This window comes from Actinocorallia lasiicapitis, from assembly GCF_054778695.1.
Genome location: NZ_BAAGZI010000919.1, coordinates 1 through 544, shown reverse-complemented (window position 1 = coordinate 544; position 544 = coordinate 1). Strand labels below are relative to the sequence as shown.

1 protein-coding gene is annotated in these 544 nt (G+C 74.1%); it reads left to right on the top strand.

The genetic code is table 11. The features are described 5' to 3' along the window. Nucleotides 1–544: SDR family oxidoreductase (locus ACYVE7_RS35500; protein WP_460371099.1), on the top strand; the 544-nt coding region annotated here is incomplete at both ends.

Here is a 544-nt window from a genome sequence, read left to right as displayed (position 1 = left end):
GCCTGCTGCTGACCAGCCGTCGCGGCGTGGACGCGCCGGGCGCTGCCGACCTCGTCGCCGAACTGGCCGCGCTGGGCGCGGAAACCGAGGTCGCCGCCTGTGACGTCGCCGACCGCGATGCCGTCGCCAGCCTGCTCACCGGCCGCACCCTCACCGTGGTGATCCATTCGGCGGGGGTGCTGGACGACGGGGTCATTGCCTCGCTCACCCCCGACCGGATGGACGCGGTGCTCCGCCCCAAGCTCGACGCCGCCTGGCATCTGCACGAGCTGACCCGTGCCAGTGATCTGTCCGCGTTCGTGCTGTTCTCGTCGGTCGCGGGCACTCTGGGCGGCCCCGGCCAGGCCAACTACTCGGCAGCCAACGCCTGGCTCGACGCGCTCGCCCGGCACCGCCGGGACCTGGGGCTGCCCGGCACGTCGCTGGCGTTCGGGCCGCTCGTGGAGGTCGGCGGCATGGCCGACCGGCTCAGCGACGCCGATGTGGAACGCCTGCGCCGCACCGGTATGCCCGCCCTGGCACCCGACGACGGCCTCGCCCTCTT